The sequence below is a fragment of the Belnapia sp. genome, assembly GCF_059504005.1.
In genome coordinates this window covers 1-5795 of the sequence record NZ_JCACHU010000073.1, presented here as the reverse complement: position 1 = coordinate 5795, position 5795 = coordinate 1, and the positions used below count along the sequence as shown (strand labels likewise).

The window sequence follows — 5795 nt, the reverse complement described above, 5'->3', positions numbered from 1 at the left end:
CTCGCCGCCACCATGATCAACCTGCGCATCGCAAGGTTCAGTCACAAACCCTAGGCGACCCCTGGACGAAGGATGCCCAGCCTGAGGTCGAGGTGAAGATCGCGTTCTGCAGGATACACCTGCTCGGCCGGGGCCCGGGCCAAGCGGCACTTTGGCCGCATGCGCCGGCGGTACTCGCCTCGGAACAGCTTTAGAGGCCCGGCTGGCCGCATGCCTTTGAGTCGGCAGCGAGGGAAGCCGCCTTGCAGCGGCGCCTGGAGGCGCTGAGCTTCGCCATGCTCGGCCTCTCCCTCAGCCTGGCATCCCGGCACATGGACGGGTCGGGCCTGCTGCGTCAGCGGCTGGCTGCTTTCCGCCTGGCGTTGCGCAACCCGCCGCTGCGCATCCGGCTCACGGGACGCCTCCTTGTACAGAAGCCTTGGCTGGCCCGCTTGGTCGAAGCCGATGCAGTCTTCGATACCTGCAAAAGCCTAGACACGGGGCTTCTGATGTTGCTGGACGGCGGCGCTTGGCTGAGCCGACGGCCACCGGCGCCGGAGAGGTCGCCTTGCCCCGCCGGCGGCCATGCCGCTACCTGCTGGCCGCTGGGGCCTGCGGAAGCCATGGGCGGTCACTGGCCAAGATCGAGCCTGGCCTGCCGCGGACGCTGCAACGCGGGGCGACATCCTCCGCCGGGCGACGGCGCGGCTTGCGCCCCAGGCAAAGGCCGCTGCGACATCAGGGACGGAGGAGCCGGAGGACTGCGCTTGACTCCCCCAAGCATAAAGATATCTTTATATGGCGTTGGTCCCGCGCGAGCGGGTGAAAAGGGAAGTCCGTGCGGGGTGCGCCCCAAGTCGGACGCTGCCCCAGCAACTGTCGGCGGGAAGCCGCCGGCCTGTGCCGCCTGTCGAGGGTGGCGCCACTGCGCAAGCGGGAAGGCAGGGCCGGAGGCGATGGGCACCAGCCCGCACCCGCGAGCCAGGAGACCTGCCGGCGCCGTGCACCCCGCCTGACGGGGGCGCGCCACCCTACGGCCGGGCTGGGTGCACCGGGCGACGGAGACCGCCTGCGATGACGATCGCCGCCAATCTCGGCTACCCGCGCATTGGGCCGAACCGCGAACTCAAAGCCGCCCTCGAAGCCTTTTGGGCCGGCCATATCGGCCAGGACAAGCTCCAGGCCACCGCCGCCGCCTTGCGCGCCGACGCCCGCGCCAGGCAGCAGGGCAGCGGTATCAGCCATGTGCCCTCGGCCGATTTTGCGCTTTACGACCATGTGCTCGAGACCGCCTGCGCCTTCGGCATGGTTCCCGCCGGCTATGGCTGGTCCGGCGAGGGGCCGGTCTCCCTCGCCAGCATGTTCGCCCTCGCCCGCGGCGCCCGCGGGACGGAGGCCGAGCGCGCCGCCGGCATCCCGGGCGATGCCGCTGCGCTCGAGATGACCAAGTGGTTCAACACCAACTACCACTACATGGTCCCGCGCCTGTCGGCTGCGATGCGCCCGCGGCTGCTAGACAACCGCTGGGCCCGCGCGCTGCGCGAGGGGCTTGGGCAGGGCACCCGCACCCGCCCGGTGCTGCTCGGCCCGGTTTCGCTGCTGCTGCTGTCGAAGACGGAGGGCGGCGCGCGCCCGCTCGACCTGCTGCCGGCGCTGCTGCTGGCCTATGCCGATGCGCTGCGCTTCCTGGCTGAGGCCGGCGCCGTCTGGGTGCAGGTGGATGAGCCCTGCCTCGTGACCGACCTGCCGGCCGGTGCGGGGGAGGCTTACCGCATGGCCTTCCGCGCCCTGGCTGAGGCCGCGCCAGGGTTGAACCTGCTGCTGGCGACCTATTTTGAGGGCCTGCGCGACAATCTCGCCCTGGCTGCCGCGTTGCCGGTCGCCGGCCTCCATGTGGACTTGGTCCGCGCGCCGGGGCAGCTGCCGGACGTGCTGGAGGTGCTGCCGCGCGATCGCTGGCTCTCGCTCGGCGTGGTGGACGGGCGCAATGTCTGGCGGACCGACCTGCGCGCCGCCCTGGCGCAGCTCCATGTGGCCGAGGCAGCGGGCTTCGGCAGGCGGCTGATGGTCGCCCCCTCCTGCTCGCTGCTGCATGTGCCGCACAGCCTGGCGATGGAAACCGGGCTCGACCCCGCGCTGAAGCGTCGCCTTGCCTTCGCCAACGAGAAGCTGAAGGAGGTTGCGACTCTGGCCCGCGCGCTGGACGAGGGCGAGAAGGCCGTCGGCGCCGCCTTTGAGGAAAGCGACCGGGCGCTGGCCGACGCGCGTGCCGATACGCGGCTCCACGACGCCACCGTAGCCGCCCGCTTGGCCAAGGTGACGTCGGACATGGAGCGGCGCGCCAGCCCCTATCCGGCGCGTGCGGCGGCGCAGGCGGCGCGGCTCAACCTGCCGGAACTGCCGGTGACCTCCATCGGCTCCTGGCCGCAGACGGCCGAGGTGCGGAGCCTGCGCGCGCGCCTCGCCCGCGGAGAGCTCGAGCGGGCGAGCTACGAGGCGGAGATGGAGCGCCTGACGGCGGAGGCCGTGCGCTGGCAGGAGGAGATTGGCGTGGACGTACCCGTCCATGGCGAGTTCGAGCGCAACGACATGGTGAAGTATTTCGGCCAGCAGCTCGCCGGCTATGCCTTCACGAAGCATGGCTGGGTGCAGAGCTACGGCAGCCGCTGCGTGGCGCCGCCGATCATCTGGGCCGATGTCGCGCGCCTGGCCCCGATGACGGTGCGCTGGTCGGCCTATGCGCAGTCGCTCACGGCCAAGCCGCTGAAGGGCATGCTGACGGGGCCGGTGACCATGCTGCAATGGTCCTTCGTGCGCAGTGACATCCCCCGCGAGACGGTCTGCCGCCAGATCGCGCTCGCCATCCGCGACGAGGTTGCGGACCTCGAAGCTGCCGGACTCCCGATCGTGCAGATCGACGAGCCGGCCTTCCGGGAGGGCCTGCCGCTCCGCCAGGCAAATCGCGCGGACTATCTGCGTTGGGCGGTGGCGTGCTTTCGGCTCTCGGCGAGCGTGGTGCGCGACGAGACGCAGATCCACACCCATATGTGCTACAGCGAGTTCAACGACATCATCGAGAGCATCGCGGCGATGGATGCCGACGTGATCTCGATCGAGACCGCGCGCAGCGACATGGAGCTGCTGGAGGCATTCGCGGTTTTCGACTACCCGAATGAGATCGGGCCGGGGGTGTGGGACATCCACTCGCCCCGGGTGCCTTCGGCCGAGGAGATAGCGCAGCTGGCAAGGCGGGCGGCGCAGCGCGTACCGCGCCGCCGGCTCTGGCTCAACCCCGATTGTGGCTGCAAGACGCGCAACTGGGCCGAAGTGAAGCCCGCTATGGCGAACTTGGTTACCGCTGCAAGGCAATTGCGCGCGGAAGCCGTATGACGGCACTGGGGGCGCTATTCCGTTCCCAAGCGCTCCTTCCCGGCAGGTTGCCAGGCGCAAAGGCCTGGCATCCCCTCCTTCGCCAGAGGCCGTTACGGACCTTCGGTCAGTTGCGCGACCTGCTAGAGCATGAGGCAGACGAAGGCGACGAGGTGGAGGTCGGCAAAGGTGCCGGCATACCCTGTGTAGTCCTCCGCCAGCCGGCGATAGCGGGTGGCCCAGGCAAAGGATCGCTCGATCACCCAGCGCCGCGGCAGCAGCACGAAGCCACGCTTGGCGTCTGGCAGCTTACGGCCTCCGGCACAATGCCAGGCGCCTTGGCGGCATGAGCGGCTTCCGGGCCGGTGTAGTCTTGGTCGACATAGGCCAGGTCAACGCTCTGACCGGTGGAGGCTTGCACGGCCTGGGCTAGCCGGCCTGCCTCGGCGCGGTCGTCCGTGCTGGCGGGCGTGACGTGCAGGGCCAGCAGATGGCCCAGCGTGTTGACCGTCAGGTGCAGCTTGGAGCCCCGTTTGCGCTTGGCGCCGTCATGGCCCGCCCTGGCGCCACTCTCCGGCGAGGACCGCAGCGTGCGGCTATCCAGGATGGCAGCGCTGGGCTGGACTTTGCGGCCAGAGGCGAACCGCGGCACAGCCCGCAGATCCTTGGCCAAAGCCTCGAAGCAGTCTGCCGCCAGCCAGCGCTGCGCCTGTTGATAACCCGCCGCCCAGGGCGGCAGGTCGTGCGGCATCCAGCGCCACGGCGCCCCGGTCTAGATCACGTAGCGCAGGCCGTTGAACACCTCGCGCAGCGCGTGCTCACGCTGCCCGGCATCCTCAGGCAGCAGGGTCAGTTAGGGCGCAACCAGGGCTCATTCATCATCGAAGACATCAGACGGATAGGGCTTGCGAGCAGTCATGCCCCGCAGCCTGATCGTTACCCAGCTCATGGTCCATATTGGCCTTTAGAAAGTTAGTTGTTTTTTTGCACGTTTGAACCCAATGGGTTAATCAGGAGCGATGTCGTGACCAAAAATGCCGAAGAAGGGCTAAAAGGTATCTTGGAGTGCCGCGCAGGGCGCAACGGAAGGTGCGGTGGAAAGGACCATAACGAATAACGCAAGAGTCAAGGGCCATATCGCAAATGCGACAAAAGAGGCGCCTCAAATAATTGCCAAAAGCGCAAAATCTGGCAGGCTGGCTATCCACAAACTTGAAAAGCTAGAAAAAGCATAGCCTGGCCGGTTATAAGATCGTTTTGAAGCAAAGGAGTTCCACATTGGCCGCGGTTCGTACCAGCACCCAAAAGTCGTCTGCCACCCAGCCGGAGCTGTCCGAAGACGAGATGCCGCCACGTAAGCTCCGCGCCGACGAACAAGCGGAACCAGAATTCCTCAAGATGTTAGAGTCGCTTACCGTGCCAGAGCTGAACCAGGTGCTAAAGCGAGCGCGGTTCCTAGTAGATATCAAGCTGGAAAGCGCCAAACAGGACTTTCTGTCCCGCATGAAGGCTGAAAGCGAACAGCTTGGCCTCGATCTGGAATCGCTTCTCGGGGGGGCCGCTCCGACCAAACGCGGCCGCAAACCTGCAGGCGAGTCGAAGGTTGAGCGTCCACCGGTGGCAGCGAAGTACCGTAGCCCTACCGGCGACGAATGGTCAGGCAGGGGCCGGACGCCAAGATGGCTTCAAATGGCTGAAGCGGAGGGAAAAAACCGCGACGACTTCCTAATCGATAAATCCACCTAGGAAGCCTGCGCGCCAATTGCGCTGAACATGAACGCTTGGCTCTGATTTGCTGCTGGCAATGAGCGGCTCTGGCCCCCGTGGCGTCGTTGGCGTCCAGGGTAGGCTGGTGTTCATCTTTGAAGGTAATGGACGTCGGTCGATCTTGGATAAGCTGCTGTACCTGATCGACTGGACGCCCTTCGAGCATCAACTGCGGGATATCTCCCATGCCGCGAGAGAGGGCCGGCCGGGCCACCCTTGACGTCGTTCAAGGCCATGGCGATTGCGGTATGGCATGATTTTTTCGGCGTGCGGATTGCCAAGGGGCTTGATGACCGCGCCTCGTTCTGGTGCGACTGCGACTTCTCGGGCCATGAGCCGACACCCGAGCGGACCGCCGTTGGGCGGCTGCGGGCTCAGCTTGCGACCCATGGCCTCGGCCAAACGCTATTTGAGGTGGAAGCAGATCAACTCCGGGCTGGAGCATTCACGGTCAAGATTGACTCGCTAGCCGACGCCACCGTGATTGCCTCGACCACCCAGGCGGATCCTGAAGCGGGCTACAACATGTGCAGACCCGAGCCGCGCCCCATCGACAAACAACAAGAACGCCGCAATCCCAACGATAAGACATTTTAACACTACCTGGGCACTCTCAGCGCCGTCCTGCGTTGTCTTTGAACCGGTTGGAGGGGTTTGGGTTCCGGGAGGCAAGCAATGGG

At 66.4% G+C, this 5795-nt stretch carries 4 protein-coding genes, 2 pseudogenes and 1 riboswitch; of the genes and pseudogenes, 5 read left to right on the top strand and 1 reads right to left on the bottom strand.

The features are described from left to right. Together AC5JJ1_RS11155 and metE are read left to right on the top strand one after the other, a co-directional pair. Positions 1–194, top strand: a 194-nt coding sequence (locus AC5JJ1_RS11155; protein ID WP_495785194.1) for a hypothetical protein, incomplete at its 5' end; no start/stop codon positions are given. 573 nt (positions 195–767) lie between these two features. Next, positions 768–991, top strand: a riboswitch (cobalamin riboswitch). 62 nt (positions 992–1053) lie between these two features. Further along, positions 1054–3369 (top strand): 5-methyltetrahydropteroyltriglutamate--homocysteine S-methyltransferase, encoded by a 2316-nt coding sequence (gene metE / locus AC5JJ1_RS11150; RefSeq protein WP_495785193.1) that lies wholly within the window; start codon positions 1054–1056, stop codon positions 3367–3369. Positions 3370–3491: 122 nt separating this feature from the next. Here metE and AC5JJ1_RS11145 read toward each other — a convergent pair. Beyond that, positions 3492–4216: pseudogene (locus AC5JJ1_RS11145) on the bottom strand (IS5 family transposase). A gap of 196 nt (positions 4217–4412) precedes the next feature. On the opposite strand from AC5JJ1_RS11145, the pseudogene AC5JJ1_RS11140 reads away from it, so the two are divergent. The 3 genes and pseudogenes from AC5JJ1_RS11140 to AC5JJ1_RS11130 all read left to right on the top strand — a co-directional run. Beyond that, positions 4413–4583: pseudogene (locus AC5JJ1_RS11140) on the top strand (hypervirulence associated TUDOR domain-containing protein); the annotation flags it as partial. 43 nt (positions 4584–4626) lie between these two features. Next, the gene (locus AC5JJ1_RS11135; RefSeq protein WP_495785192.1) at positions 4627–5094 is read left to right on the top strand and encodes an H-NS histone family protein; all 468 of its coding nucleotides are present in this window, start codon (positions 4627–4629) and stop codon (positions 5092–5094) included. Between the two features lie 237 nt (positions 5095–5331). Next, complete coding sequence (locus AC5JJ1_RS11130) at positions 5332–5712, top strand: hypothetical protein (RefSeq protein WP_495785191.1); 381 nt, start codon at positions 5332–5334, stop codon at positions 5710–5712. The last annotated feature ends 83 nt before the right edge of the window (positions 5713–5795 follow it).

Bases quoted from the DNA above. Each gene is read 5' to 3' on its own strand.
- metE (WP_495785193.1), top strand. From the start codon at position 1,054: ATGACGATCGCCGCCAATCTCGGCTACCCGCGCATTGGGCCGAACCGC.